This window comes from Streptomyces sp. DH-12, from assembly GCF_002899455.1.
Lineage (GTDB): Bacteria > Actinomycetota > Actinomycetes > Streptomycetales > Streptomycetaceae > Streptomyces.
Window position 1 is genome coordinate 6,623,420 of sequence record NZ_PPFB01000001.1, and the last position, 26,300, is coordinate 6,649,719.

At 70.5% G+C, this 26,300-nt stretch carries 22 protein-coding genes, 5 pseudogenes and 1 riboswitch; of the genes and pseudogenes, 11 read left to right on the forward strand and 16 right to left on the reverse strand.

The genetic code is table 11. The annotated features are described in order from the left end of the window. Positions 1-53 precede the first annotated feature (53 nt). A pseudogene (locus C1708_RS28985) lies at positions 54-872 on the reverse strand (IS5 family transposase). 163 nt (positions 873-1,035) lie between these two features. Then, the gene (locus C1708_RS28990) at positions 1,036-2,406 is read right to left on the reverse strand and encodes a cytochrome P450 (RefSeq protein ID WP_106415457.1); all 1,371 of its coding nucleotides are present in this window, start codon (positions 2,404-2,406) and stop codon (positions 1,036-1,038) included. 416 nt (positions 2,407-2,822) lie between these two features. Here C1708_RS28990 and C1708_RS34510 point away from each other — a divergent pair. Continuing rightward, positions 2,823-3,507: pseudogene (locus tag C1708_RS34510) on the forward strand (DUF3500 domain-containing protein). Here C1708_RS34510 and C1708_RS29005 read toward each other — a convergent pair. The 9 genes and pseudogenes from C1708_RS29005 to C1708_RS29050 all read right to left on the reverse strand — a co-directional run. Next, a pseudogene (locus tag C1708_RS29005) lies at positions 3,397-3,961 on the reverse strand (IS5 family transposase); the annotation flags it as partial. The pseudogenes C1708_RS34510 and C1708_RS29005 sit on opposite strands and share 111 nt — an antisense overlap. A 479-nt stretch (positions 3,962-4,440) precedes the next feature. Next, complete coding sequence (locus C1708_RS29015; protein WP_106415459.1) at positions 4,441-5,583, reverse strand: DUF475 domain-containing protein; 1,143 nt, start codon at positions 5,581-5,583, stop codon at positions 4,441-4,443. Positions 5,584-5,586: 3 nt separating this feature from the next. Beyond that, positions 5,587-6,078 (reverse strand): ribonuclease E activity regulator RraA, encoded by a 492-nt coding sequence (gene rraA / locus C1708_RS29020; protein WP_106415460.1) that lies wholly within the window; start codon positions 6,076-6,078, stop codon positions 5,587-5,589. Positions 6,079-6,127: 49 nt separating this feature from the next. After that, complete coding sequence (otnC, locus tag C1708_RS29025) at positions 6,128-6,772, reverse strand: 3-oxo-tetronate 4-phosphate decarboxylase (protein WP_106415461.1); 645 nt, start codon at positions 6,770-6,772, stop codon at positions 6,128-6,130. Continuing rightward, a complete protein-coding gene (otnK, locus tag C1708_RS29030) occupies positions 6,769-8,043 on the reverse strand; it encodes a 3-oxo-tetronate kinase (protein WP_106415462.1) in 1,275 nt (424 codons plus the stop codon). Before otnK ends, otnC begins: the two co-directional genes overlap by 4 nt. A gap of 80 nt (positions 8,044-8,123) precedes the next feature. Next, positions 8,124-9,206, reverse strand: a complete 1,083-nt coding sequence (locus C1708_RS29035) for an isocitrate/isopropylmalate dehydrogenase family protein (protein ID WP_241911349.1) — start codon at positions 9,204-9,206, stop codon at positions 8,124-8,126. A 37-nt stretch (positions 9,207-9,243) separates the two neighbouring features. Next, positions 9,244-10,080, reverse strand: coding sequence for a sugar phosphate isomerase/epimerase family protein (locus tag C1708_RS29040; RefSeq protein ID WP_106415464.1), 837 nt, complete (start codon positions 10,078-10,080; stop codon positions 9,244-9,246). Next, entirely contained in the window at positions 10,077-10,769 is a 693-nt protein-coding gene (locus C1708_RS29045; RefSeq protein ID WP_106415465.1) for an aspartate/glutamate racemase family protein, read from the reverse strand. Before C1708_RS29045 ends, C1708_RS29040 begins: the two co-directional genes overlap by 4 nt. A 239-nt stretch (positions 10,770-11,008) precedes the next feature. Further along, positions 11,009-11,722 (reverse strand): FadR/GntR family transcriptional regulator, encoded by a 714-nt coding sequence (locus C1708_RS29050; RefSeq protein WP_106415466.1) that lies wholly within the window; start codon positions 11,720-11,722, stop codon positions 11,009-11,011. A 362-nt stretch (positions 11,723-12,084) separates the two neighbouring features. On the opposite strand from C1708_RS29050, the gene C1708_RS29055 reads away from it, so the two are divergent. Next, a complete protein-coding gene (locus tag C1708_RS29055) occupies positions 12,085-13,380 on the forward strand; it encodes a CitMHS family transporter (RefSeq protein ID WP_106415467.1) in 1,296 nt (431 codons plus the stop codon). 124 nt (positions 13,381-13,504) lie between these two features. Here C1708_RS29055 and C1708_RS29060 read toward each other — a convergent pair whose 3' ends face one another. Further along, positions 13,505-14,800, reverse strand: coding sequence for a CitMHS family transporter (locus C1708_RS29060; protein WP_106415468.1), 1,296 nt, complete (start codon positions 14,798-14,800; stop codon positions 13,505-13,507). Positions 14,801-15,201: 401 nt separating this feature from the next. Continuing rightward, complete coding sequence (locus C1708_RS29065; RefSeq protein WP_106415469.1) at positions 15,202-16,128, reverse strand: amidohydrolase family protein; 927 nt, start codon at positions 16,126-16,128, stop codon at positions 15,202-15,204. A 251-nt stretch (positions 16,129-16,379) separates the two neighbouring features. On the opposite strand from C1708_RS29065, the gene C1708_RS29070 reads away from it, so the two are divergent. The 6 genes from C1708_RS29070 to C1708_RS29095 all read left to right on the forward strand — a co-directional run bounded on the left by C1708_RS29070 (position 16,380) and on the right by C1708_RS29095 (position 22,067). Next, a complete protein-coding gene (locus tag C1708_RS29070) occupies positions 16,380-17,783 on the forward strand; it encodes a 2-hydroxycarboxylate transporter family protein (protein WP_241911350.1) in 1,404 nt (467 codons plus the stop codon). Between the two features lie 38 nt (positions 17,784-17,821). Next, positions 17,822-18,901, forward strand: a complete 1,080-nt coding sequence (locus C1708_RS29075; RefSeq protein ID WP_106415471.1) for an isocitrate/isopropylmalate dehydrogenase family protein — start codon at positions 17,822-17,824, stop codon at positions 18,899-18,901. Next, entirely contained in the window at positions 18,898-20,268 is a 1,371-nt protein-coding gene (locus C1708_RS29080; protein WP_106415472.1) for an NAD-dependent succinate-semialdehyde dehydrogenase, read from the forward strand. Before C1708_RS29075 ends, C1708_RS29080 begins: the two co-directional genes overlap by 4 nt. 137 nt (positions 20,269-20,405) lie before the next feature. After that, positions 20,406-20,750, forward strand: a complete 345-nt coding sequence (locus C1708_RS29085; protein ID WP_241911351.1) for a cupin domain-containing protein — start codon at positions 20,406-20,408, stop codon at positions 20,748-20,750. 19 nt (positions 20,751-20,769) lie between these two features. Next, complete coding sequence (locus C1708_RS29090; RefSeq protein ID WP_106415474.1) at positions 20,770-21,066, forward strand: antibiotic biosynthesis monooxygenase family protein; 297 nt, start codon at positions 20,770-20,772, stop codon at positions 21,064-21,066. A 65-nt stretch (positions 21,067-21,131) separates the two neighbouring features. Next, entirely contained in the window at positions 21,132-22,067 is a 936-nt protein-coding gene (locus C1708_RS29095; protein WP_106415475.1) for a GntR family transcriptional regulator, read from the forward strand. 64 nt (positions 22,068-22,131) lie between these two features. Here C1708_RS29095 and C1708_RS35310 read toward each other — a convergent pair whose 3' ends face one another. The 3 genes and pseudogenes from C1708_RS35310 to C1708_RS36195 all read right to left on the reverse strand — a co-directional run. Continuing rightward, positions 22,132-22,299, reverse strand: coding sequence for a GMC oxidoreductase (locus tag C1708_RS35310; protein WP_502696123.1), 168 nt, complete (start codon positions 22,297-22,299; stop codon positions 22,132-22,134). Positions 22,300-22,327: 28 nt separating this feature from the next. Continuing rightward, positions 22,328-22,647: pseudogene (locus C1708_RS29105) on the reverse strand (transposase); the annotation flags it as partial. 859 nt (positions 22,648-23,506) lie between these two features. After that, positions 23,507-23,626: pseudogene (locus C1708_RS36195) on the reverse strand (ABC transporter substrate-binding protein); the annotation flags it as partial. 280 nt (positions 23,627-23,906) lie between these two features. Between C1708_RS36195 and C1708_RS29115 the strand changes: the two are divergent. The 3 genes from C1708_RS29115 to C1708_RS29125 all read left to right on the forward strand — a co-directional run bounded on the left by C1708_RS29115 (position 23,907) and on the right by C1708_RS29125 (position 26,296). Then, positions 23,907-24,887 carry a ferric reductase-like transmembrane domain-containing protein gene (locus tag C1708_RS29115; RefSeq protein ID WP_106415477.1) on the forward strand — a complete coding sequence of 327 codons (981 nt, stop codon included), beginning with the start codon at positions 23,907-23,909 and terminating at the stop codon, positions 24,885-24,887. Between the two features lie 26 nt (positions 24,888-24,913). Beyond that, positions 24,914-25,102: riboswitch (cobalamin riboswitch) on the forward strand. Between the two features lie 42 nt (positions 25,103-25,144). Beyond that, positions 25,145-25,549 carry a (2Fe-2S) ferredoxin domain-containing protein gene (locus tag C1708_RS29120; RefSeq protein WP_241911353.1) on the forward strand — a complete coding sequence of 135 codons (405 nt, stop codon included), beginning with the start codon at positions 25,145-25,147 and terminating at the stop codon, positions 25,547-25,549. 36 nt (positions 25,550-25,585) lie between these two features. Continuing rightward, a complete protein-coding gene (locus tag C1708_RS29125) occupies positions 25,586-26,296 on the forward strand; it encodes a (2Fe-2S)-binding protein (RefSeq protein ID WP_106415478.1) in 711 nt (236 codons plus the stop codon). The last annotated feature ends 4 nt before the right edge of the window (positions 26,297-26,300 follow it).

Genomic DNA, 26,300 nt, shown 5'->3' on the forward strand with positions numbered 1-26,300 from the left:
TCCACGCTCTGTCCCTAGGCGCGTCGGTAGTACGACGGCGCTAAGAGGGTGTCTCACGTGGTGAGTTTTGCGAGCTTCTTGTAGCAGGTCAGGGTCGCCGCGAGTCCGAGGAAGGCCAGGAAGTGGCTGCCCTTTCGCTCGTATCGGACGGTCAGGCGGCGGTAGCCGAAAAGCCAGGAGATCGACCGTTCGATCTTCCAGCGGTGCCGGCCGAGCCGTTCGCTGGACTCGATGCCGGGCCTGGCGATGCGCGGGACGATGCCCCGCTCGCGCAGCCACTTCAGCCTGTCGGCGGAGTGGTACGTCTTGTCCGCGCGGAGTCTGCCGGGGCGGCGCCTTCGCGGGCCGCGCCGGGAGCGGATGGCGGGGTATGCCCAGGACCAGCGGCAGCAGCGCCTGGCTGTCATGGATGTTCGTGCCGGAGACGCCAAGAGCGAGAGGGGGGCCCTGGGCGTCGGACAGGACGTGGAGCTTGCTGCCCCTCTTGCCCCGGTCGACCGGATTGCGCCCGGTCAGCGATCCCCCTTTTTCGCGCGGACGGAGGTGGCGTCCACGATGGCCGAGGTCCAGTCCACCTCGCCGCGGGCGCCGAGTTCGTCCAGAACGGCCTGGTGCAGCCGCCGCCACAGCCCGTCCTTGGTCCATGCGGAGAACCGGCGGTGCGCGGTGGCCGGCGAGACGCCGAATGTCTCCGGCAGGTGCCGCCAGGCACAGCCGCTGGTCAGCACGTACACCACGGCCGTGAACACGGCCCGCTCATCAACCGGAGCCGTACCACCTCCCTGCGGACGGGAAGCGAAGGGAGGCAGCAACGGTGCGACGAGCGACCAGAGTTCGTCAGGAACCAACCGCTGCGACAAACCAACACCCATGGCAAAACATCATGCCGCATCCACCTCACACCACGTGAGACACCCTCTAAGAGTTGACGTCAAATGATCTTCGCTCGGCGACGGGGCCCGGGGCGTGTACTTCTTCTGCGGTGAAGGCGGCGAGGAACGTCCGATTCTCTGTACCGAATCCGAAAGGGGACTTTTATGGAGTTGCAGACGCATGGAACGGCAGATGGGTGAAGCCGCTGATTGCTCCGCCAGGCCGGCGGACCGCCCGCCCCACTGGTCGCAGTTGCGGCAAGCGGCTGGCTAGGGTCCTGAGGGCGATCTCTCCTGCCAGTTGCGCCAAGGAGTTCTCAAGCCTCATGGCACCGTCGGCAATGAGGTGACTGGGCTGGGTACTCCGTGCGAGGTCGAAGCGGTCAGGGTCGGGGAATTGGTGGCCATCGCGGTGGGCCGCAGCGAGCGCAATCAGAACGCCGCTGCGCGGGGGCAGGGGGTGACCTGCCACCTCAACCTGCTCGGAGGCGATACGCAGGACGAACTGGTGCGGAGGATTGAAGCGCAGGGTCTCTTCGACCGCCTTGGCCGCGAGGTTCGGTGCTGTTCTGAGCGTCTGCCACTGGTCAGGACGGGCCGCGAGTGCGGCCACCGCGTTGCCGATCAGACAGACCGCGGTCTCCAGGCCGGAGGCGATCAGGGTCCTACAGACTGCGGCGATCTCTTCCAGGCTCAACTTGTCAGAGGCCATGCCTGAGCCTCCCGGACTCGTCGCTGGTGTGTCCTGACGGCCACGCCGTTGTATGTGATCGATCAGTGCGGAGAGGTCATTACCTGTCTCATCTCCGCCACGGGAAGCGGTGAGCCGACTGATGAGGTCGCCTCCAGGACTTCCTCGCCGCTCACGTTCCAATCGGATGGCGAGGGCTGCCAGATCCTCGTGCGCATCGTGGACTGCTTCCGCCTGGGCTTCCGAAAGCGTCTCGTCGACGGGTCGGCCGATGACGTCGCAAATATCAGCAAAGTATGCCGAGTCGGCTGACGGAATGCCCAGCACTTCACTGAGACACGCGACAACCAGTGGGAAGGCGAAGTCGTCCACAAGATCTATGGAGCCGGCATCAGCCCGCTGGCGAAGCAGGTCGTGAGCGACGGTGTCGATTCGGGTGGCGGACCGATGCAGAGCCGGGTGCAGCAGCGATGCGGCGATTGAGTACGCCTTCTCGAATCGTGTCGGCCCTGAGCAGCACCCCTCAGCGCGAGTCGGCGCCGGACGCGTGAGCGCGCACGTATGTACGGAGCGGGTGAGTGACTCGCATGTCGAGAAACGTGGATCTTGGAGAACCTGGTGACAGCTGTCGTACGAGACGACGGCGAGCAGTCCTGTACGGCTGCGATGGGCCGGCCCCTGAGCGCGCATCTGCTCGTACAACGCGTAGGCGTCCCCCCGGAAGTCCGGCGCGATGAGTTTGCCGACAGGGTCACCGGTGCGGGCAAGAAGCCTCGTCCGCATGCTGTGCAGGCCGTACGTGCCGGCGCAGGACGACTCGATGTCTTTGGGGCGGTGGCTCATGATCTTCCCCTCGGCAAGCGACTGTAAGCAGGGCGCTGGGCGTGGCTGTTATCCGCGGGCGTTGACGGCTCCGGGGTCGCCTTGCACTCACCGTTGATGCGAGTTCTGCCAGGTCGGCGGCAGGGCCCCGGGCGACACGTTCCGCAGGTGCGGTAGTGGGAGTGAGGAGGTCGGTGATTCCGCGGTACGTGTTCCGACTCACTGCCCATGAGTCAACGATATCCCACGTGAGACGTGAACGTATCAATCGAACCGTAGGTGACTCACGCTGTGCCCGCCCTGTTGCCCGAAGTCCCGTCCTGCTAGCGCCGGACTTGTAGGCGCTGGCGGTGGCGTCCCTTCGTAGTCCTGGGGCTCCAGGGAGCACTCCGCGCGGGCTGGCGCCAGTCCGATGCGGGACAGATCAATACCGGGTCGTGACGGGCACCCTGTCCGCCACGGAACCCTGGGGGTTCCAGTTCGACGGGCACCATCTGGTCATCTACTACGTCGTGGGTGACCAGGTCGTCATGAGCCCCTGCTTCTGGGGCTCGGAAGCGACCTCCATGAAGGTCGATGGGCGAGACGGTCACCGTCTGCCACGAGGAGGTCGTCGCGAGCCCGGCCTTCATCAACTCCCTCACCCCTGCTCAGCGGCTCCTCGACCAAGTCGAACGAGTCGATGAAGGCGGGGGCTTTCTTCGGCAATGCGGTGCAGACGTACGAGGGCCTGCGCGGAAACAGGCCACCACCGTCCAGAAGAAGAGTCTTCTCGGCATCGTCGAGGTGTTCGTCGGCCGCGCCGAAGCCGATGTCGCCAGGGCAAGGATGGCGGAGGTCTGCCGACACCTCGACGACACCTACGTCACCTGGGCCGGCGGTATTGCCGACGACTCGGCCTTTTACGTCCGTGTGCACAGCCCCGTCGTCTGGGTCGAGGTCGACTGTCAGGGACCCGGCCCTCTCGCTGGCGCCTACTCTGCCACCCAGAGCCTTGATGCCGCACTTTCACAGCAGGCGACGGTACTTGTCGAAGTCGTAGCCGCGGTCGGCAAACAACCGCTTCGGCTTGCCCCGTGGCCGGCCTCGCATTCCTCGAATGCGGGGGACAGCGTCGAGTAGAGGGAGCAACTGGGTGACATCGTGCCGATTAGCGCCGGTCAGCGAGACGGTGAGCGGAGTGCCGCGGCGATCAACGAGGAGATGGTGCTTGGAGCCCGGCCGACCCCGGTCGACCGGCGACGGTCCAACATGGTCCCCCTGTGAGAGCACGGACGTGCGATCCGTCCACGGAGCAGTCGTCAAGGTTCAACGAGCCCGCGCGGGGCAGTTCTGTCAGCAGGGCGGCGTGCAGACGTGGCCAGACGCCAGCCTCGGTCCAGTCCCGCAGTCGGCGCCAGGCCGTCACTCCGGAACAACCCACCGTCTCCGCGGGGGACATCGCGCCACGCGACACCGGTCCGCAGCACGTACATGACGCCGACGAGAGCCACGCGGTCGGGAAGACGCAATCGCCCGGGACACCGTCGGCGCCGTTCGGGAGCGGGCGGCACAGCGGGGCCACCCGCTCCCACAGGGTGTCAGGACAAGATCAGCACGCACGCGGGTGACCCTGTCGCCCATGATCACCGAACGCAAGACCTGGGCCTCGACTCATCCTGAAACGATCAGTAAGGCAGCGTCGGCTGGCCACCTCCCGCGGCGTAGACGGGCCGCCACAGCCCTCGCGAACGCTCCGGTCCCGGACGGACGGTGACACCGGCGCCGCCGCTGGCCGAGGCAGACCTGTCTGTCGAGGGCACCGCCTGCTCCGCGTCACCATCCTGCTGCGCCTGCGCAAGCGGATCGACGACGCCACCCGGCACCGTCGTCCACGTCATCGCCACCGACCTCGTCGTACCGCTCGATCTGCCCGCCTGGTGCCCCATGACTGGCCATACCTACCTCGGCCCGATCCCTGGCAGGCAGCCGGTGTACGCCTACGGCTCACCCCCGGTGCCCGCACCACCCGCCCTGACGCGCCTGGGGTGAACCCGGCCCGGGAACGGAAGGGTTTCACACCCCGGAGGAGACCTGCGCCTTCTCCTTGCCGCCTTCTCCCCCGGCCGCGGCGAGCCGCTTGTTGCGGCGCACGGAGGACCAGAAGGAGGCGCCGATGAGGACGACACCGATCATGCCGGTGATGAACTCGTTGATCTCGTACTGGACGGTGACCAGGAGGACGATCGCCAGGGCGCCGATCGCGTAGTGGGCGCCATGCTCCAGGTAGACGTAGTCGTCCAGGGTGCCCTCACGGACCAGGTACACGGTCAGCGACCGGACGTACATGGCACCGATGCCGAGGCCGAGGGCCATCAGGACGATGTCGTTGGTGATGGCGAAGGCGCCGATGACGCCGTCGAAGGAGAACGACGCGTCCAGGACCTCCAGGTAGAGGAACATGAAGAATGCGGCCTTGCCGGCCAGCTCGACCGCCGACTTGGGCTTGCCCGCTCGCTCGGCCTGTTCCTCGGCCTCGTGCTCGCGTTCCTCCTCTTCCTCGAGCTTGTCCTCGAAGAAGCCGGAGAGGCCGCCGACGACCAGATAGGTGATCAGACCGGCGATGCCGGAGAGCAGGACCGTCTCCGCCTTGTCGGCGTGGGTGCCGCCGTGCTGGTGGGCGTGGGCACCGAAGGTGATCGCGGAGACCAGCAGCACGATCAGGGCGATGCAGACCGACAGCATGTCGACCTTGCCCAGCTTGGCCAGCGGGCGCTCCAGCCAGCCCAGCCACTTGATCTCCCGGTCCTCGAAGATGAAGTCAAGGAAGATCATCAGGAGGAACATGCCACCGAAGGCGGCGATCGACGGATGCGCGTCGGTCACCAGCTCCTGGTAGCGGTCCTTGTCGGTGAGGGCGAGGTCGACGGCCTCGATCGGGCCGAGGGACGCGCTGACGGCGACGATGACGACCGGGAAGACCAGGCGCATGCCGAAGACGGCGATCAGGATGCCGATGGTGAGGAAGATCTTCTGCCAGAAGGCATTCATCTTCTTCAGGATCCCGGCGTTGACCACCGCGTTGTCGAAGGACAGCGAGATCTCCAGGACGGACAGGATCGCCACGACGCCGAAGGCGGCCCACCCCCCGTAGAAGATCGCGGCCACCAGGCCGAGCGCGGTGACCGCGAACGACCACCCGAAGGTCTTGAGAACCACGGGTCAGCTCACCGTGCCTTCGGGGAGGAGGGCGATGCCGTCGTCGTCGGCGTGCAGGATGTCGCCGGGGCGGAAGGTGACGCCGCCGAAGGTGAGGGGGACGTCGACGGCTCCGGCGGAGTCCTTGGCGCTCTTGCGCGGGATGGTGCCCAGCGCCTTGATGCCGAGCCGGAGTCCGGCGAGTGTGGCGCTGTCACGGACGGCGCCGTGCAGGACGAGGCCGGCCCAGCCGTTGTCCTGGGCGGCGCCGGCGATAAGGTCGCCGACCAGGGCGGTGCGCAGGGAGCCCCCGCCGTCGACGACGAGGACGGCGCCTTCCCCGGGAGTGCGCAGCAGGTCGCGCAGGAGCCCGTTGTCCTCGTGGCAGGAGACGGTGCGGACGGGTCCTGCGAAGCCTCGGTGGGCGCCGAACTGGCGGAACTGCAGGTCGCAGACGCGTAGTTCGGTGCCGTACCGGTCGACGAGGTCGGCGGTGGGGACGGGGGTGACCATCATGTGCTCCTTCTTCGCTGGGTGGCTGCCGCGCTCGCGGCTCATCCGGCCGTCAGGGGGATGGGGGTGCGAGTGCGGCAGCCTGCTCGGGGGTGAGGGGACGGGTGGTGCGTCCGCGCAGGAGGAGGTGCAGCTTGGCGGTCTCCTCCAGTTCCTCGATGGCGTCGGCGGCCTGCTCCATGGACGCGCCGGCGATGACGGGCCCGTGGTTGGCGAGGAGGACGGCGTGGTGGGTGCGCGCCGTCCGCTCGGCGAGCGGTTTCAGGGCGCTGTCGCCGGGGGCGTGGTAGGGGAGGAGGGGGAGGGTGCCGACGCGCATGGCGTAGTACGCGGTGAGCGGGGGTAGCGCGTCGGCGGGGTCCACGTCGGCGAGGCAGGAGACGGCGGCGGCGTGGGTGGAGTGCAGGTGGACGACCGCGTGGGCGCCGGGCCGGGCGCGGTAGAAGGCGGCGTGCAGGAACGCCTCCTTGGTGGGCCGGGGTCCGTCGAGGTGCTTGCCGTGCAGGTCGGTGCGCGACAGGTCGGTCTCCTCGACCGTGCCGAGGCTGGAGCCGGTGGGCGTGAGCAGCAGGCTGCCGTCGGCCAGGCGGACGGACAGGTTGCCGGTGGAGCCGTGGGTCAGACCGCGCGTGAAAAGGGAGCGGGCGGTGCGGACGATGAGCGTGCGAGCCGCCGACTCGTCGGTGTAGGCGGTCACTTGGTCTCCTCGACCGGGGCCGCGAGGGCGCGGGTGAACAGGTCGGGTGCGCCGAAGTTGCCGGACTTGAGCATGAGGGCGAGGTCGCCGTGCTGGGTGGTGGCATAAGTCCAGGGCACACCGGGGTCGGCCTCCTCGCCGACCAGGACCGCACGGACGCCGAGGGCCGTGGTGACGGCGCCGGACGTCTCCCCGCCGGCGACGAGGAGTCGGCGTACGCCGCGCTCGACGAGGTGGGAGGCAAGGGCGCCGAGGAGTTCCTCGACCTGCGCGGCTGCTTCCGTGACGCCCAACTGGGCCTGTACGGCCGACAGTTCCTCGGGTGAGGCGGAGGCGTAGATCAGGACGGGCAGTTCGGGGTCCTGCTGGTCGTACCAGGCCAGTGCCTCGCCGGTGACGTCGCGGCCGGTGGCGGCGGCGAGGACGTCGAGGTGGAAGGAGGGCAGGCCGGCGGCGTAGAACTGGGCGATCTGCTCCAGGGTACGGGCGGAGCAGCTGCCGGCCAGGACGGCGGCCCGTCCCTGGGACGGCGTCGGTTCGGCGACGGACGGACCGGTGGCGGGGTAGGCGTGCCCGAGTCCTTCGGCGAGGCCCGCTGCCCCGGCGACGACCGGCAGTTCGAGGGCGGCGGCGCCGAGCACGGCGAGGTCGTCGTCGGTGAGGGCGTCGGCGACGACGTGCCGGACGCCGGCCTGCTGGTGGGCGGTCACGGCGTCGCGGACGGCCTCGACCCCGCGCCGCACGGTGGCCCAGTCGACCAGGCCCACCGGGTGGCGGGTCTGTGCGGACAGCAGACGCACCAGGGCGGAGTCCGTCATGGGGTTGAGGGGGTGGTGGCGCAGCGGCGAGTCGGACAGCAGCTGGTCGTGGACGAACAGGTGGCCCTGGTAGACGGTGCGGCCGTTGGGCGGGGAGGCGGGGCAGTGCAGGGTGACGGCGCCGCCGGCGGAGTCCAGGAGGGCGTCGGTGACGGGGCCGATGTTGCCCTGGGGCGTGGAGTCGAAGGTGGAGCAGTACTTGAAGTACACCTGCGCGGCGCCCTTGGACCACAGCCAGCGCTGGGCGGCGAGGGAGTCGGCGACGGCCTCGTCGGCAGGCGTCGAACGCGACTTGAGGGCGACCACGGCGGCATCGCAGTCGGCCGGGAGCGCGGTGGTGTCGTCCGGGGTGCCGAAGACCAGGGCGGTGCGCAGGCCGGCACGCCGGAAGGCCGCGGCGACATCGGTGCCGCCGGTGAAGTCGTCGGCTATGCAGCCGATGCGCAGGGTCATGGTCGTGGTCTCTCCTCAGGCGCGCGGGCGGAGCAGGGGGCCGGGGCGGGCGGCGGAGTCACCCGCCCCGGAGTGGACGGTCAGTGCTGGCCGGCGCCGATGGCCTTGATGACGGCGGCGGTGAACTCGGTGGTGGAGGCGGAGCCGCCGAGGTCGCGGGTGGAGGTGCCGGCGGCGATCGCGTCGGCCACGCCCTTCTCGATGATCTCGGCGACGGTGGCGAGCTTCTCGTCGCCGTGCTTGGCGGCGAGCCACTCGAAGAGCATGGCGCCGGAAAGGATCATCGCGACCGGGTTGGCGACGTTCTGCCCGGCGATGTCCGGGGCGGAGCCGTGGGACGCCTGGGCCATGGCGGTGGTGGCGGACGAGTTGATGGACGGGGCGGTGCCGAGCGAGCCGGAGATCTCGCCGGCCAGGTCGGAGAGGATGTCGCCGAACATGTTCTCGGTGACGATGACGTCGAAGTCCTGGGCGCGGCGCACCAGGTGGACGGTCATGGCGTCGATGTGGAAGTCGTCCACGGCGACGTCCGGGTAGTCCTTCGCCACTTCCTGGCACACCGTGCGGAACAGGCCGGTGGTGAGCTTGAGGACGTTGGCCTTGTGGACGATCGTGAGCTTCTTGCGGCGCGAGCGGGCCAGGTCGAAGGCGACGCGGGCGACGCGCTCGGTGGCCTCGCGGGTGATGATGCCCAGCATGATCGCGGTGTCCGGGGTGGGCATGAACTCGCCGGTGCCCGCGTAGGTGTTGCGGTCGGCGTAGAAGCCCTCGGTGTTCTCGCGGACGATGACCAGGTCGGCGTTGTCGCAGACGGCCTTCGCGCCGGGGAAGGACTTGGCGGGGCGGATGTTGGCGAAGAGCTGGAAGTGCTTGCGCAGGGTGCCCGAGGGATTGAGGGCGGACTTGTGCGGCTCGGGGTAGCTCACGGAGTCGTGCGGGCCGAGGTACCAGCCGTCCAGCCCGGCGAGGGCGTCCTTGGTCTCCTCGGGGACCGGGGTGCCGTGCGTCTCGATGGCGGAGGCGCCCAGCGGCAGGGTCACCCAGTCGACCTGGACGCCGGCGGCCTGCGCGGCGGCGGTGGCGATCTCGACGGAGGAGGGGACGATCTCGGGGCCGATGCCGTCGCCCTCGAGGACGCCGAGGCGGTAGGTCTTGCTGCTCATGGTGCGGGTTCCTCTCAGAACAGGGGGGTGGGGCGGGTCAGGAAAGTGCTGTCGCGGCGTCGGTGAGCGCGGTCCAGGAGCGGGCGGCGGCCTTGGTGCTGTCGCCGTCCTGGGTGTGCTCCAGGGTCAGCCAGCCGGTGAAGCCGCCCGCGCGCAGCGCGGTGAGCAGGGCGGGGAGCCGGGGGTCACCGATGGTCAGGGGGCCGCGGCCGGCGGGGGCGGCGAGCTGCAGACAGCCGGTGACGGCGGCGTGCTCGGTGACGGCCTGGACCGCGTCGACGCCTTCGGCGTCGAGGTGGTGGGTGTCCAGCACCAGTCCGGCCGGAGTGTCGAGGGAGTCGATGACGGCGAGGGCTTCGCCGGGGGTGTGCCACAACGAGGTGGTGGCGCGTGACTGGGGTTCCAGCAGCAGGCGGCTGCCGCGCGCGGCGGCCTCCTCGGCCAGTCGCTCCACGGCCCGTTCGGCCCACAGCCGCTGCATGTCCGCCAGCCCGGGCAGGAAGGTGCCCCGGGTCTGGCCGAGGGTGACCGGCACCCCGAGAGCACCTGCGAGACGGGCCGCACCCAGCAGACGGGACAAGGCGTGGCGGCGGACGTCGGGGGAGGCGTCGGTCAGCGTCAGCCGGTCCTGGGCCGCGACCGGCCCGGTACCGACGCCCAGGACCTTCAGACCGGCGGCCTCGACGGTCCCGGCCAGGGCCTCGGCGTCCCGGGCGCCGACCTCGCGGACCTGTACCTCCACACCGTCGTAGCCCAGTTCGGCCAGTTGGCGGGCGGCCTCGGCGAGCGGCGCCGAGTGGCCGAGCGGCATGGGGGCGAGACAGTCGTCACCGGAGACGGTGTAGGCCAGCGGCCACGGCAGCCCCGTGCTCATGACGCGACCACCGGTGCTTCCGCCGGGGCGAGCAGGCCGCGCAGTTCGCGCGCGGCGGCGCCCGCGCCGTCCAGCACCGGCACGCCCAGCAGGTCGGCCAGGGCGTCGCGGGCCGGGGTGAGCGAGTACTGCGCCAGCAGCACCGCGTCGGCGTCGGCACCCCCGGCTGCGCGCAGGGCGTCCGCCAGGTGCCGGGCGGCCTCCTCGGGGCGGGCCCCGGCGGCCTCCTCGCTCAGGGCGGTCACGATGTCGACCGGCCGGTCCGGGCGTACGGCCGGGACGAGCGCTTCGAGCTGGGCGACGGCCGCCGGTACGGCAGGCGGCGTCGAGGCGACGACGGCGATACGGCCGTACGGGCCGGCCAGTGCGGCCTTGAACATCGCCTCGTCGGACTTCAGGACGGGCACGTTCCACAGGGTGCGGGCGGTGTCCACGACTTCGCCGTAGGAGGAGCAGGTCAGCAGCAGGGCCTGGGCGCCGCCGTCCACCACGTGGCCGATCAGGCGCAGCATCCGCCGGCGCAGCGCACCGGTGAGTCCGCCGGCGCAGCGGGCGTCGTCCAGGAGACGGTCGTCCAGCACGTTCCAGACCGTGGCCTGCGGGAACTCCCGCGCGAACGCCTCTTCGGCGATGCGGTGAGCGGCCGGCACGGCGTGGATCATGGCGACCAGAGGCTGGGGTTCGATCACCGGGGTTCTTACCTCTTCCGGTAGGCGGGGACCGGCAAGGGTCCCGACCGCGGGCCTGCCTCCGGCCGACGTGGGACATGTTTCCCGACGGCGGGGGCGCGGGCCCGAGATGGGGGACGGCGGCGTGGTGTCGCGGTGCCGTGCCGTCACTGTAGGCCGAACCGGTCAACCGGTCAACCGGTTGTGTCGACGGGGAGCCCGCAGGCGCCGGTACCGGCCCGGCTGCCCGCGGTCTCCCGCTACGCCTCGCGCTGTTCGAGCGCCTTCATCAGGCGGCGGGAGGCACCCTCCATGTGCCGCGCCATCGCCGTGCGGGCGGCCTCGGCGTCGCCCTTCGCGACCGCCTCATAGATCGGCACGTGGTCGGCGTAGGCGACCTCGCGGGACCGCACGGCGCCCGTGCGCTCGACCCAGCCGCGCTGGATCATCGCGCGCATGCCCTTGAGCATGTCGCGCAGCACCGTGTTGCCGGCCAGTTCGCCGAGGGCGGCGTGGAAGGCGGTGTCCGCCTCGGGGAACTCCTCGTCCGGGCACTCCCGCATCGCCGTCAGCCGGGCCCGCAGCAGTTCGACGCCCGCCTCGTCGCGCGCCTGCGCGGCCAGGCCGGCGACGATCACCTCCAGCTCGGCGCGGGCCTGCACCATGTCGCGGGCGCCTCGCTCTCCCAGGACGAGCCCCAGCTCGAACAGGCGGTAGAGCACGTCGGAGTCGGTGCCGCGGAAGTACGTCCCGCTGGACTGGCGGATCTCCAGCAGGCCGAGGAACCCGAGCGACTTGATCGCCTCCCGCACCGTGGGCCGGTTCACACCGAGCATCTCGGTGAGCTGCCGTTCGGAGGGGATACGGTCGCCGGGCTGGACCTCGCCGGACATCAGGTAGTCGATCAGGCGACGGGAGACCTCCGCGGCCAGCGGCTCACGCGGCTCGACCGTGATCCTGGCGAGTTCGGCCATCGATTTCCTCACTTCGGTATTGACGCGATGGCCGGATTCTAGTTACCTACCGGCAATCCGGTAAACCGGTTGTCCGGAAGTGGCGAGCCGATCCGCCGTCCGTGAGCGACCGGGTGTCCCGGTAGTCCCAGCCATGCCAGGCGCACTGATCACATCCCCATCGGGCCATCGCCCGCCGCGACCATGCGCTCGCCGAACCGCCGTACAGGAGCCCGCAGCCCCCGTGACCGATCCGACGCACGAGCCGAGCAAGGCACCGCGTGCGCTGCCGGTCGCCGCCTGAACCGACCCGCACCGACACCACGCGCCGTCCTGCGCCGCCGTCCGACCGGCGGCCCTCAGTCCTGCCCCAAGGAGCAACGATGCTCGCCGTCCTCGGCTTCGCCACTCTGGGCAGCTTCATGCTGCTCGTGATGCGGAAACACCTCTCCGCGTTCACCGCCATCATGCTCACCCCGATCGTCGCCGCCGTCATCGCGGGCAAGGGCACGAAGCTCGGCGACATGATCATGAATGGCCTGGACACGGTCGCGCCCACCGCGGCGCTGCTGCTGTTCGCCGTCCTCTACTTCGGCCTGATGATGGAGGTCAAACTCTTCGAGCCGATCGTCCAGGCCATCGTCCGCGCCTCCAAGGGCGACCCGGTCCGCATCGTCGTCGGCACCGCCGTCCTCTCCCTGCTGGTCGCACTCGACGGCGACGGCACCACCAGCTACATGATCGTCTGCTCCGCGTTCCTGCCCATCTACCGGCGCCTGGGCATGAACCCCCTCATCCTTGCCACACTGGCGGCCATGGCGCTGGGCACCATCTCCGGCACCACCCCCTGGGGCGGCGCCGCCACCCGCGGCATCAGCGTCCTGCACCTGAGCGCCACCGAGTACTTCGTCCACATGATCGGCCCCATGGCCCTCACCAGCCTGGCCATCGTCGCCGTCGCCTACTGGCTCGGCCTGCGCGAGCGCCACAAGATCGACGGCGAGAAGCTCGCCGCCTACAAGCTGGAGATCGCCTCCGGCGAGGCGTTCGAGCCGGTCAAGGCGGACTGGCGCATGTGGTTCAACGCCGCCCTCACCCTGCTCCTGATGGTCCTGCTCATCATGGAGGTCGCCGATCTCCTCGTGTTGTTCATGGTGGCGTTCGTCATCGCCCTGCTCGTCAACATCCGTGCCATCGGTGACCAGCAGGAACTCATCAAGCGCCAGGCCGCCAACGCCGTGCCGGTGATGATCCTCGTCCTGGCCGCCGGCGTCTTCACCGGCATCATGACCGACTCCGGAATGATCAAGGCGATGGCCGACGCGGCCCTCTCCATCGTCCCCGAGGGCTGGGGCGACATCATCCCGCTGTTCACCGCGATCCTGGCCCTGCCGCTCGGCTTCTTCATGTCGAACGACGGCTACTGGTTCGGTGTCGTCCCCGTGCTCGCGGAGTCCGCCGCGCACTACGGCATCCCCGCCAACGAGATCGCCCGGGCCGGCGCCATCGGTCAGATCCTCCACATGATGGGCCCCACCAGCGCGCCCCTGTGGGTCCTCCTCGGACTGGTCAAGGCCGAGCTGGGCGACTTCCAGAGGCACGCCCTGCGCTGGGGTGTCCTCGTCTCCGTCGCGTACATCCTCTTCGCCGTCGTCACCGGCGCCATCAGCGTCACCTGAGCCGCACACTGTGCCTCGCAGTTCTCCTCGTGCCCGGTGGGCCGCACCCCGTATCGGTGCGGTCCACCGGGTTCGTGCCGTGCCGGTGCGGGGGCCCGACGGTTCGTCGCCCCGGCACCCGGCGTCAGACGACCGTGATGGCGCCGGTCATCACGGCGAAGGCGATGTAGGCGAGCGAGACGGGAACGCCCCAGCGCAGCGCCGTCTTCTGGAAGTCACCGAGGTCCGCCTTGACCAGCCCGAGCAGCACCCACAGGGGCGCGGAAGTGGGGCCCATGCTGTGGAGGATCTGGCCGATGGCGCCGGCCCGGGCGATCTCGTTGGCGTGGATGCCGTAGTGACCCGCCGATTCGGCCAGCACGGGGACGACGCCGAACCAGTAGGCGTCGTTCGACATGAAGAAGCCGAGTGGGAGCGCGAGGAGGGCGGTGAAGAGGGGCACCATAGTGCCCCAGCCGTCCGGGACGATGGCGAGGGCCGCATCCGCCATCGCCTTGATCATTCCGGCGTCCGTCATGATGCCGGTGAAGATGCCGGCGGCCAGGACGAGCATCATCACCGGGACGGCGTTGGCGGCCTGGCGCTTGATCAGCTCCTGCTGGTCGGCGATGGAGCGGACGTTGACGAGCAGGGCGACGGCGAACGCCACCATGAAGAGCACCACGAGGTCGGCGACCTCGAGTATGAGGAGCACCATCAGCAGCAGGGTGAGCGCCGCGTTGAACCACATGCGCCAGTCGGCCTTCACTGTGGGGATGGCCTCGCCGGAGGCGATCTCCAGCTTGTAGGCGGCGAGCTTCTCGCCGTCGATCTTGTGGCGCTCGCGCAGGCCGAGCCAGTAGGCGACGGCGACGATGGCCAGGCTGGTGAGGGCCATGGGGCCGATCATGTGGACGAAGTACTCGCCCGCGTCCAGGTGCAGGGCGCTGATGCCGCGGGTGGCGGCGCCGCCCCAGGGGGTGGTGCCGGAGATGGTGCCCAGCGCCATGGCCGCCAGTGTGGCAAGGATGAGGGGGTTCATGCCCAGGCGCCGGTAGATGGGCAGGAACGCGGAGCAGACGATCATGTAGCTGGTGGTGCCGTCGCCGTCGAGTGCGACCAGCAGGGAGAGGACGGCGGTGCCGACGACGATGCGGACCGGGTCGCCCTTGGAGGCGCGGATGATGAGGGCCGAAATCGGGTCGAAGAGCTTCGCCTCCATCATCAGGCCGAAGTAGAGGACGGCGAACAGCAGCAGCGCCGCGGTCGAGGCCACGGTGTCCAGGCCGTTCATGATCATGTCGCCGAGTTGGGTGCCCTTGCCCGCGATGAGGGCAGCGACGATCGGGGTGAGCATGATGGCGGTGAACGCGGAGAGGTGTTTCCGCATCACGAGCAGCATGAAGCTGCCCAGAGTGGCGAAGCCGAGGACGGCGAGCATCGTTGCTCCTTGGGGCAGGGTGAGGCCGCCGCCGGGGAGGCGGCCGTGGTGCGATCAGCGGGCGGAAGCGGACCCCGCCGCGCCCGTGGGTCTTCTCGGGCGCGGACTGCGACGCGGCTCGCGGGGTCGCGGTGACCGGTGCCTCGGTGTCACGGCGGAATGCACGCCGGGAGGACTGTCACCTCTCACGCGAGGAGGCTCGGTACCTGGTCGGAGGCGGTGCGTGCACGAGGGCGGATCCCAGGGGCGCTCGGGGGTCCGCACCGGGCACGACCGGTGACGAGGCACCGGTTTACCGGTTAGCCGGTACACAACTAGAGTCCCGGCTGATCGTCAAGAGCCGCGCCGAGGAAAAGCGTCTTGCGCCGGAGCGGCGATGGCTGCCGCCGGCGGCGGCGAACTCACCAGCCGTAGAGCGCCGCCGGGTTGTCGACGAGGACCTGCCGCAGGTGAGACGCGTCGAGGTGCGCGCACAGACGGGTCAGGGAGAGGCCGTCGTCCACGGACAGGAAGGGCTCGACACGCTCGGGGTGCCGAGTGGCGGGGGAGCCGCCGGTGTGCGGCCAGTCGGAGCCCCACAGGGTCCGGTCGGCGCGCGTGCCGAGAAGGGCTTCGAGGGCCGGCCCGAGATCGTCGTAGCTCCCGCCGGCGGCGGCACGGTACGGGGCGGACAGTTTCACCCAGACGCGACCGGTTTCCAGCAGCCGGCACGTACGCGCCAGGCTGTCGGTCTCGGTGTCGGTGTCGGTACCGGTGGAGGGCTTGATGCCGGCGAAATGGTCGAGGACCACCGGGACGGGAAGCCGGGGAAGCAGGTCGTCGACAGCGGCCAGGGCGGCGGCGTCCAGGTGCAGGTCCAGGTGCCAGCCGAAGGCCGCGATCGTCCGTGCCGTGGTGCGGATGCGCTCGCGCGCCCGTTCCAGGTCGTTGGAGGCGTTCGCGCCGAGGTTGACACGGACTCCGCGCACGCCGGCCCGGTCCATGGCCCGCAGTTCCCGGTGGTCGGCGCCGGGGTCGATGACCGCGACGCCGCGCGCCGACTCACCCAGCGTGCGCAGGCCGTCCAGGAGCCGGGTGTTGTCGGTGCCGTACGGGCTGGGCTGGACCAGCACGGTCCGGGTGATCCCCAGGTGGCGGTGCAGGGCACGCAGGTCGGCGGGGAGGGCGTCGGGCGGGAGGTAGCCGCGGTCGGCCGCGTACGGGTGCCGGTCGGCGGGGCCGAAGACGTGCACGTGGGTGTCGCAGGCGTGGTCGGGGAGGTCCGGTCCCGGACTGTGCCGGGTGCCGAGGACCTCGACGGTGCGGGCTTCGGACGGTGGTGCGGACACGCTGGCTCCTCGCGTGAGCTGGGGGTTACGCGGCGAATGTGCCGCGTTCGGACAGTACTCCCAGCCATCTTTTGGTACAACGCTCTTTCAAAAAACCAACAGATGTGCTTAACGTATCCGCAGCAGGGACCTGCCGGGGCGCGGCAAGTCCACTGCTCATCTCGGCGATCACTCGCCACGGACGGCCCGGACAGCCGCGTCACCCGTCCGGGGCCGGCCGTCTCCTCCCCGAGCCGCTGTAAGGACGCACCATGTCCGACCTCGCACGCTCCGCGACACCGGCGGAGCACAAGCCACCAGGCGTACCTGGCCGGCGAGAGCGCGACTCCGACGGCTTTCCGTCGGACGACCGCACCCCCACCCTGTGGCACCGGTGCATGGACCGGGACATCGGCATCGTGCCGCTGCCGGTGTTCGTGGTGCTCGCGGCGCTGATCGCCGCCTTGGCCGCCACCGGTCACATCACTGGTGAACTCGCCGTGGTCATCGGGATCATGGTGGTCTTCGCCTTCGCCTTGGCCGAGATCGGCAAGCGGGTTCCCGTCCTGCGTTCGGTCGGCGGAGCCGCGATCTTCGTGACGTTGGTGCCGTCCTGGCTCGCCCATCAGGGGTGGATCCCGAAGGCCGCCGTGGAGTCGATCGGAGGGTTCTTCACCGATACGAAGGTCCTGAGCCTGTTCATCGCCTTCGTCATCGTCGGCAGCATCATGAGCATGGACCGCACGGTGCTGGTCCGGGGCTTCGCGAGGATCTTCGTTCCGCTGCTGGCGGGCAGCGTGGTCGCTCTCGTGGTGGGTACCGCCGTCGGCACCGCCGCCGGCCTCGGTCTCAAGCACACGGTCTTCTTCGTCGTCGTACCGATCATGGCCGGTGGCGTCGGCGAGGGCGCCATCCCGCTGACCATCGGTTACGCCGGTGTCCTCGGCGCCGCGCAGGGCGAACTCCTCGCCCGTGTGCTGCCCGCCATCTTCGTCGGCAATCTGACCGCCGTCCTGCTCGCCGGGCTCCTGAGCCAGGTGTGCCGCAGGCGTCCGGACCTGACCGGCAACGGACGCCTGGACGCCGGCGAGGGCCCCGATCTGCTGGAGGCCGCCGAGTCCGGTCCGGGTGAGCGCACGTCGGTGACCGCGCAGCAGGTCGCGGCGGCGGGCATCACCGCCGTCACCCTCTACCTGGCCGGCGTCCTCGCCCACAGCCTGCTCGGCTGGCCGGCCCCGGTCGTGATGCTGGTGCTCGCGGTGATCCTCAAGGTCGCCCACGGCGTCACCCCGCGCCTCCAGTACGGTTCGCGGTTCGTCTACGACTTCTGCCTGGCCGCCATGGCCTTTCCGATGCTGTTCACCTTCAGTGCCACCCAGACACCGTGGGAGACCCTGGTCGAGGGATTCTCCCCGGCCCCACTGGTGACCTGCGTACTCACGGTGTGCGCCATGGTCGGCACCGGATTCCTCGACGCCCGCAAGGTGGGTCTCCACCCCGCCGAGACCGCCCTCGTCACGGCCACGCACAGCGGCATGGGCGGCGCGGGCGACATCGCCATCCTGACCGCGGCCGACCGCATGCGGCTGATGCCCTTCGCCCAGATCGCCACCCGCATCGGCGGCGGCATCACCGTGACCCTGGCCCTCGTGGCCGCGCACACCTTCGGCCTGTGACCGGTCCCCTCCCCTCCACTCCCCACTGAAAGGCCCCCGTGAACATCCTCGTCCTACCCGGCGACGGCATCGGTCCCGAGATCACCGCGGCCACCCTCGACGTGCTCGGCGCCGCCGACAAGAAACTCGGCCTCGCCCTGACCTACGAGACCCACGACATCGGCTTCGCGTCCCTCGCCGCCTCGGGCTCGACCCTCCCGGACGCCGTACTGGAACGCGTTCCGCAGGCCGACGGCGTACTGCTCGGTCCGGTCTCACACCTCGACTACCCGCCGCGCCCCGAGGGCGGCATCAACCCCTCGGCCGAACTGCGCACCGCCTTCAAGCTCTACGCCAACATCCGCCCCTGCCGCTCCCACCCCGACCTGAGCATCCTGCGCGATCCGATGGACCTGGTCATCGTCCGGGAGAACACCGAGGGCTTCTACTCCGACCGCAACATGTACGCGGGCGCCGGTGAGTTCATGCCCGACGAGGACTCGGCTTTCTCGATCCGCAAGGTCACCGCGACGGCCAGCGAGCGGGTCGCCCGGACCGCGTTCGAACTGGCCCGCGCCCGCCGCAAGAAGGTGACGGCCGTCCACAAGGCCAACGTGGTCAAGCTGTCGGACGGACTGTTCCTGCGCGAGGTGCGCAAGGTGGCCGAGGAGTTCCCCGACGTCGAACTGGAAGAGCTGATCGTGGACGCCACCGCCGCGCTCCTCATCCGCAGCCCGCAGCGGTTCGACGTCGTCGTCACCACCAACATGTTCGGCGACATCCTCTCCGACGAGGCCTCCGAACTCTCCGGCAGCCTGGGCCTCGGCGGCTCCGTGAACGCCTCCGACACCCTGTGCGTGGCCCAGGCCCAGCACGGATCCGCCCCCGACATCGCCGGTCAGGGCGTCGCCAACCCCACGTCCCTGATCCTGTCCGCCGCGATGCTGCTGGACTGGCGTGGCCGGCGCGACGGCGACGACCGGCTCACGCGGGCCGCCGCCCTGATCACCGACGCGGTCGGCACCGTCCTGGACAACCCCGCCACCCGCACCCGCGACATCGGCGGCAGCCTCGGCACCGCCGACTTCGCCGCCGAGATCGTCCGCACCATCGCGCACACCGGAGAAACCTCCCGATGATCGTTTCCAGCAACCCGGCCACCGGCACCGAACTCGCCCGCCACACCACGCATTCGCCGCAGGAGGTGGACGGCTTCCTCGACGCGGCGGTCTCGGCCCAGGCCGCCTGGCGCCGACGCGACGTCACCGACCGCACCCCCCTGCTGCGGGAGATGGCCCGCGTCCTGCGCGAGGGCAAGGAGGAGTACGCCGCCCTCATCACCGCCGAGATGGGCAAGCCCGTCACCGAGGCGCGCGCCGAGATCGAGAAGTGCGCCATGACCTGCGAGTACTACGCCGAGCACGCCCCGGCCCAGCTCGCCGACCGGCCGGTCGCCTCCAACGCCACCGAGAGCGCCGTCGTCTACGACCCCCTCGGCGTCGTCCTCGCCGTCATGCCGTGGAACTACCCCTTCTGGCAGTTCTTCCGCTTCGCCGCCCCCGCCCTCGCCGCCGGCAACGGCACCCTCCTCAAGCACGCCAACAACGTCCCGCAGTGCGCCCTCGCCGTCGAGGAGGTCGTCCGCAAGGCCGGTGCCCCCGAGGGCCTGTGCCACACCCTGCTCATCGAGGTCGACCAAGTCGCCGGAATCATCGCCGACCCGCGCGTCGCGGCGGTCACCCTCACCGGGTCCACCGAGGTCGGTGCGATCGTCGCCGCCCAGGCCGCGGCCGTGCTGAAGAAGCAGGTCCTCGAACTCGGCGGCTCCGACCCGTTCATCGTGCTCGCCGACGCGGACATCGCGACCGCCGCCGCCACCGCCGTCAAGGCCCGGTACGTCAACGTCGGCCAGTCCTGCGTCAACGCCAAGCGGTTCATCGTCGAGGAGGCCGTGGCCGACGCGTTCGTCGCCGCCTTCACGGCCGCCGCCGCGGAACTGAAGGTCGGCGACCCCTCCGACCCCGAGACGGCGATCGGCCCGATGGCCCGCGCCGATCTCCGCGACACCCTGCACGACCAGGTCCGTCGCACCGTCGACGCCGGCGCTGTTCTCGTCCTCGGCGGCGAGGTCCCTGACGGCCCGGGCTGCTACTACCCGCCCACCGTCCTCGACCACGTCCGCCCCGGCATGGCCGCCTTCGACGAGGAGACCTTCGGCCCGGTCGCCGCCATTACCCGCGTCGCCGACGCCGACGAGGCGATCACGCTGGCCAACCGGACCGAGTACGGCCTCGGCGCCGCTCTGTGGACCACCGACCTGGAGCGCGCCCGCCGGCTCACCCGCGTCATCGACGCCGGTGCCGTCTTCGTCAACGGCATGGTTGCCTCCGACCCTCGGCTGCCCTTCGGCGGTATCAAGAAGTCCGGCTACGGCCGCGAACTCGGCGTCGAGGGCATTCGCGAGTTCACCAACACCAAGACCGTCTGGATCGGCCCCGCCGCCTGACCACCCCCACCCGGAGTGACACCGTGCACGACCACCCATGCGACCAGCCCTGCTTCAGCTCCTTCCCGCCCGCCGTGCTGCGACCGGCCGAACTGACCGCTTTCAGCCGCGGTGGCGGCGCCCGAACGATCCCCTTGGTGACCAAGGCGACCGGAGCCGAGGTCTTCCTCACCGGACAGACCCTCTTCGACGGCGGCGCGGGCATCGCCCTGCACACCCACAACTGCCCCGAGAGCGTCACCATCCTCGAGGGCGACGCCATCGTGGAGATCGACGGCACCGAACACCACGTCACCCGCTTCGACACCACCTACGTCCCCGCCGGCATGCCCCACCGGTTCCGCAACGCCTCCGCCACCGAGCCGATGCGCATCCTGTGGATCTACGCGTCGGTCGACGCCACCCGCACCATCGTCGAGACGGGTGTCACGGCGCGGGTCGACGCCGAGCACGACAAGGCCGCCGCCGCAGGCCGCGACTGACACCGGGAAGAAGCATCACTTGATCACCGAAATCGCGCAGATCGAGATCCATCCGGGCCAGGAGCAGGAGTTCGAGGAGGCCGTCGCCAAAGCTCTTCCCCACTTCCTCGCGGCCGACGGCTGCGACGGAGTCGACCTGCACCGCAGTGTCGAACATCCCTCACGCTACCGGCTGATGGTCCGGTGGGAGACGGTCGAGCACCACACCGTCACCTTCCGCGCCTCCGAGGGCTTCGCCCGCTGGCGGGCCCTGGCCGGACCGCACTTCGCGGCTCCGCCGCAGGTCGAACACGTATACTCCGTCCTCGCACCATGACGTCGGCGGCCGGGACCGCACAGCCTGTCCCGGCCGGCCCCGGCACTCTCGCGGAGGCACAGACGATGACCCCGCCCACCACGCGGAACGGGACGTCCCGGCCGGACGAAGTGGCCGCGCCCACCCCGCTGACGCGCCGAACGGCCGCACGCATCGCGGAGCACATCGCGGCGGAAGGACTGGCCGTCGGCACCCGCCTGGTCGAGCGCACGCTCGCGGACCAGCTGAAGGTCTCCCGCTCACCCGTGCGCCAGGCCCTGCGCCTGCTGGCGGAGGAAGGTGCCGTGGCCCCGGCCGAACGCGGTGGCTACACCGTCGCCCTCTCCGGGCCCGCCCTCACCGAGGCGGCAGTGGGCACGCCGACGGAGGACCACGCCGAAGACGCCTACCTGCGCATCGCCGCGGACCGCCTCGACGGGAACCTGCCCGACCGGGTCACCGAGAACGCCCTCGCCCGACGCTACGACCTCACGCCCGGACAACTCGCCCACCTCCTGCGCCGCATCGCCGTCGAAGGCTGGATCGAACGCCTCCCGGGCTACGGCTGGGAGTTCCAGCCCATGCTCACCTCGATGGACGCCTACCAGGACAGCTACCGCTTCCGCCTGACCATCGAACCCGCGGCCGTCCTCGAACCCGGCTTCGTCCTGGACCGCGACGCCCTCGAAACCGTCCGCGCACAACAGCGGCGTCTGGTGGACGGTGACATCCGCACCATCGGGAACGCCCAGCTGTACGACCTCAACAGCCGCTTCCACGAAACCGTGATGGCGTGCAGCCGCAACTCCTTCTTCATCGACGCGCTGCGCCGCGTCGACCGCCTGCGCCGGCTCATGGAATACCGTCGCTCGCTCCAACGCGACCGCGCACTCGTCCGGTGCGCGGAACACGTGGAGATCGCCGACCTGCTGCTGGCCGGCAAGCGCGACGAGGCATCCGCCTACCTGCGTGACCACCTGTCCTCGGTCGGCGTGGAGAAGGCGAGCCGACCGGACGGCTGATCCGCCGGCGGGCGCAGGCGGTCCAGGAGCGAAGCGGCGCCTCGGACGGCGAGGGCGACGGAGGTCAGGGTCGGGTTTTGCAGGCGGTGGCGGTCGGGATGACGTTGTTGCCCGCGACCCACAGGCCCCGGGTGCCCCAGACGCGGCCGTGGCTGTCGCAGACGCTGGTGCCGTCGTCGGCGGGACCCATGCGCGTGGTGCCCTGGTAGTACAGCGAGCTGTCGGCGGGCAGGAGGACGGGAGTCGTCCAGGGGGACCCCGAACTGGAAGCGGTTCACCAGCGCGTCTCCCCGGCGAAATACTTCGCCGCCTTCCGCAGGATCTCGCGCTCTTCCTCCAGCTCACGGACCTTCTTGCGCAGAGCGGCGTTCTCCGCCTCCAACGGCGTCGGCGGCTCCGCCGGCACCTCCGCCCGGCGCCCCTGGGGCCGGCTCGCTCCGGCCGCCCGGACCCAGTTCCGCAGGGTCTCGGGGTTGATCCCCAGATCGGCAGCGCCCTGCCTGATCGCTGCCTCGGGCCGCGACCGGTACAGCGCGGCCGCGTCCGCCTTGAACTGAGGCGGATAGTTCTTCATGGCCACGAGATGTCCGTTCTCAGACCCTCAAGATCCAGTGTCTCGTGTGTTCAGGATCAAGGGTCAAGGCCCATTGCTGGCACCGGCGACCGCCGCTTTGTGAACACGGTCTGTGACCGCTGGCGAGCTTGGCTGGAGCGCGTCGCGGTAGCGTCCTGGATCGCCTCGTGGGCCTCTACCAGCACGGGGAGATCCCGGTGCTGGTTCGGTGCTGACTCGAACGCCCGAGATCAGTCGAATCCGCAGGTCCTAGCCCCGGCCGGATGAGTTGTCGTGCCACTCGATGGTGGTGCCGATGAGGGACGCGGTGCCGATGCGCTTGAGGTTGTTCGGGGCTGGTGGAGCGGCTGCGGGCGACGACATCGGCACCGCTTCCTGGGGCGTGACGGGGACGTTTGCGTGTTGCCGCACCGTAGGAATCCGCAGGTCAGGCGCACATGTGGCGGGGCGACATAGTTCGAGGGTCGGCTATGCGCGCGGCCACCATGCCGGCTCAGGGAAAGGCGGTTCAGGGGATCGGTGGGGGTCGAAACGAGTGCCGTCCGGGGGGCGTGGTTCAGGGTGATTTGACGATGCCGTGCTGACTCCCGTGCTGGTTTGGTGCTGACTACGCTCCGTTGAACCCGGGCATCTGGGAACGACCAACTCGGAGGCGTCAAGTGGCAGGTGACCGGACTGAGAGACCGAGTCCGGCCTTGCTGCTCAGCCGACGTCGACCCGGACCTGGCCGGTGCCGGGGCACAGGACGCGGTAGACGGTGCACGGGAGGCGGGACGTGCCGCTGCCGTTGGGGCCGACGAGCCCGATGGTCTCGCCCGGGCGGTCGGGGAGACGCCGCGTACCAGGTGGCGGGCTCCGGCGGTGGGGAGCGGCCCTCGTTCTCGGCGAAGGCGCTGCCGTAGCCGCCGTGGACGAAGTCGGGTTCGGCGTCCAGGATCTTCTCGAACGAAGGTTCCTTCCTCGCCAGTTCGGGGACCGCCCCGTAGTTCCTCTTCCTTGCGTCGCGCCACCGGGCGTCCGGGGGGACGGGAGGCGCGAGCCGACTGCGTGTATCAGGGTAGAGGCGCTCGTGTTCCTGCGGCAGTGGGGCTTCGGCGGTTGTCCTGAATGCGGAGGGGAGGCGGGGACCAGGTGTGCCCCGTGCGGTTCCCGTGGCGGCTCTGGCCGGATAACGTCTGCGGGGATCACTCCCTCATCGGCCAGACTTGTCGCCTCACGCCACATGCGCACCGCTGCTGCGGTGGCCCGTGCCCGGGAGGCCCCTGATGACGTCAGACGTGAGGCCGGACGAGGACGGGGCGGTGACCCCGTCCGGACGGCGGCGACCTCCCGGGGACCGCGTCGCGTTGCGCGGCGACCTGCGGGCCGCCCTGCCCGACGCCGGCGCGGCGGTGGTGGTCACGGCGCTGGTGTTCGCCCTGCTGTGGGCGCGCATGGACTCGGGTGCTTCGGACACCGTCGCGGTCATGCCGTTCATGGACGATCCCGGCACCTACTGGATGTACCTGCTCAGCCAGGCGTTCGGCTGGTCCGCCCTGCTGTGGGCGTGGGGCACGGTCGTGCTCGGTCTGCTGCTGTCGGGGCCGCGCCCCGCCTACCTGCCGGTCTCCCGGCAGGTGCTGGAGCGCTGGCACCGCACCACGAGCCTGACGACCACGGCGCTGATGTTCGCGCACGCGCTGATGTTCGCCGCCGAACTCGTGCGCTACGAGACGGAGGTGGACTGGGCGGAGCGGTTGTGGGTGGCCTTCGCGGACACCTTCGTGCCGGGCTGGTACGACTCCGGGACCGGCCGCATCGCCATCCCGATCGGTCAGGGCGCCCTGTACCTGGCGATCCCGCTGGGGCTGCTGTTCTACGTCCGGCACCGCATCGGGGCGAACACCTGGCGCCGGCTGCACCGGTTCGTGATCGTCGTGTACGTGCTGAGCGTGTGGCACACGCTGCTGTACGGGACCAACGTCTGGTACGGACAGTGGCCGCGCACCGTGCTGTGGCTGCTGCAGCTGCCGGTCGCGGTGCTGTTGTTGCTCCGTCTGCTGCGGCCGGCCCGGCGGGCCGAACGGCTGGGGTCGGCCGGCGGGGGCGCGGCCCGGCCGGGCTGGTGGCTGCGGGCGGCGGGACGGGTCGCCGTCGCGGCCGTCGTCGTCGGGCTCCTCGTCGTGGTGGTGTCCGGCCGCGACGGAGGACGGGACCGTCCGGCCCACCCGCCCGCGACGGCCCCCCACGCCCAGGAGACGGACTGACGGCTCGGTCCGAATAGACGGGACGGAGTCCCGGGATGGGATGATGGCCGACGACAGGGCGACGGCGGAACGAGGAAGCCGGTGTGAATCCGGCGCGGTCCCGCCACTGTGATCGGCGAGCGAGTCCCGACAGGCCACTGCCCGGCAACGGGTGGGAAGGCCGGGACGAGCATCGACCCGGGAGCCAGGAGACTCACGCGGTCGCCTCCTCGACGGACCACCGGGGCGGATCTCCCCGGAGACAGGGACGGCACCGCATGCCCGTAACGCCGACCGGACCGACGACGGACGACAAGAGGCCCGCGACGGCCACCGGCACCGTGCCGTGCCGCATCGTGGTGTGCCGCGACTGCTGCTGCGGCACCCCGAAGGTGACCGGCGTCGACCACGCGGCCCAGACCGAACGCCTGCGTGCCGCAGCACCGGTACGCGTCTCCGACTGCCTCGACGTCTGCGAACACGCCAACGTCATCGTCGTCCAGCCCTCCGCCGAGGGCCGGGCCGCCGGCGCCCGGCCGGTCTGGCTGGGGCTGGTCAACGACCCGGACGCGACAGAGGACATCGTCGCGTGGACCCGCGCAGGCGGTCCTGGGGTGGCGCCCCGGCCGGACATCCTCGACCTGTACGCCATCACGCCGCCGCGACGGCGTACGGCCTCCTGACCGTACGGACGGGGAGCCGGAGGGAGGACGAGAAGCGTGCGCGACGCCCGTGCTTCAACCGCGTCCGTCACCGCCGCCCTGCACGACGTGGCGGGACTCGGCGGCTTCTTCGCCCCGCAGGTCGGCGGACGGGACGACGGCTGGCATCCGGTCGCCCGCTCCTACGCGGCGGGTTTCACCGACCTCGCCGAAGCCGTCGCACGCCGCCACCACACTCCGGAACCGCGCGTCGCCGTCTCCATCGCCCAGCTCGGTCACGCCGCCCGCCTCTGGTCACCGGCCCTGGCCTGCCTCGTCCTGCACGGGATCGTCCCCGACCTGGAGGGACTGCAGCGGGCCGACGACGGACCGGCCCTCCGGGTGCCCCGCCCGGCCGGCTGGTACGCCGGCCGGCTCGACGACGGCGGTGCCCGCGCCCTGTACCAGCAGGTGACACGTCACCTGTCGGCGCTGGCCGACGGACTGCGCGTCAAGGTCGCCCCGCGTCTGCTGGACGGCAACTCGGCGTCGGCGCTCGCCGGGGCGGCCCACGCCCTGCTCGCGCTCCGTCCCGCCGTACGCGGGCCGCTCACCGACCTCACGACCGCGCTGCTTGACACCGGACGCCTGGCGGGCACCGGAGTGCTCACCGGCCCCGACCTCGCGTTCCGCCGCCGAAGCTGCTGCCTCTACTACCGCGCGCCGAACGGCTCGAAGTGCGGTGACTGCGGGCTGGCCGGTGAGGTACGCCGCCGAGCCCCGCGATGAGGTG

Excerpts from the sequence above, each read along its gene's own strand:
- C1708_RS28990 (WP_106415457.1), bottom strand. The coding sequence starts at position 2,406 with ATGAGCCACCGCCCCAAAGACATCGAGTCGTCCTGCGCCGGCACGTAC.
- rraA (WP_106415460.1), bottom strand. The coding sequence starts at position 6,078 with ATGATGGTCACCCCCGTCCCCACCGCCGACCTCGTCGACCGGTACGGC.
- otnK (WP_106415462.1), bottom strand. The coding sequence starts at position 8,043 with ATGACCCTGCGCATCGGCTGCATAGCCGACGACTTCACCGGCGGCACC.
- C1708_RS29035 (WP_241911349.1), bottom strand. The coding sequence starts at position 9,206 with ATGAGCAGCAAGACCTACCGCCTCGGCGTCCTCGAGGGCGACGGCATC.
- C1708_RS29040 (WP_106415464.1), bottom strand. The coding sequence starts at position 10,080 with ATGAGCACGGGGCTGCCGTGGCCGCTGGCCTACACCGTCTCCGGTGAC.
- C1708_RS29050 (WP_106415466.1), bottom strand. The coding sequence starts at position 11,722 with ATGGCCGAACTCGCCAGGATCACGGTCGAGCCGCGTGAGCCGCTGGCC.
- C1708_RS29055 (WP_106415467.1), top strand. The coding sequence starts at position 12,085 with ATGCTCGCCGTCCTCGGCTTCGCCACTCTGGGCAGCTTCATGCTGCTC.
- C1708_RS29060 (WP_106415468.1), bottom strand. The coding sequence starts at position 14,800 with ATGCTCGCCGTCCTCGGCTTCGCCACTCTGGGCAGCTTCATGCTGCTC.
- C1708_RS29070 (WP_241911350.1), top strand. The coding sequence starts at position 16,380 with ATGTCCGACCTCGCACGCTCCGCGACACCGGCGGAGCACAAGCCACCA.
- C1708_RS29080 (WP_106415472.1), top strand. The coding sequence starts at position 18,898 with ATGATCGTTTCCAGCAACCCGGCCACCGGCACCGAACTCGCCCGCCAC.
- C1708_RS29095 (WP_106415475.1), top strand. The coding sequence starts at position 21,132 with ATGACCCCGCCCACCACGCGGAACGGGACGTCCCGGCCGGACGAAGTG.
- C1708_RS29115 (WP_106415477.1), top strand. The coding sequence starts at position 23,907 with ATGACGTCAGACGTGAGGCCGGACGAGGACGGGGCGGTGACCCCGTCC.
- C1708_RS29120 (WP_241911353.1), top strand. The coding sequence starts at position 25,145 with ATGCCCGTAACGCCGACCGGACCGACGACGGACGACAAGAGGCCCGCG.